Here is a 216-nt window from a genome sequence, read left to right as displayed (position 1 = left end):
CGCGAGTTAAGTATCAAGGTAAAACCATTGCTGAGTCTGGGGATGAAGGTATAAACGGTGTGCTTTAGCCTATTGGTGGCACTGGTGGCGTAATTGTTATTGATACTAATGGTAATATTAGCTTACCGTTTAATACCTCTGCTATGTATCGGGCAAGTAAAGCGAATACGCAAGCGACCTCCGTGGGCATTTTTAGTAACGAATAAGCCACAGTCA

At 43.1% G+C, this 216-nt stretch carries 1 pseudogene; it reads left to right on the top strand.

Going from position 1 to position 216, the window contains the following annotated elements:
• Positions 1-206: pseudogene (locus V6260_RS19115) on the top strand (isoaspartyl peptidase/L-asparaginase); the annotation flags it as partial.
• Positions 207-216 lie beyond the last annotated feature (10 nt).

Origin of the sequence: Pseudoalteromonas aliena, from assembly GCF_038155085.1 — a bacterium.
GTDB classification, from domain to species: Bacteria; Pseudomonadota; Gammaproteobacteria; order Enterobacterales; family Alteromonadaceae; genus Pseudoalteromonas; species Pseudoalteromonas aliena_A.
The sequence above is the reverse complement of the archived record's forward strand: the minus strand, read 5'-3'. Positions and strand labels throughout refer to the sequence as shown.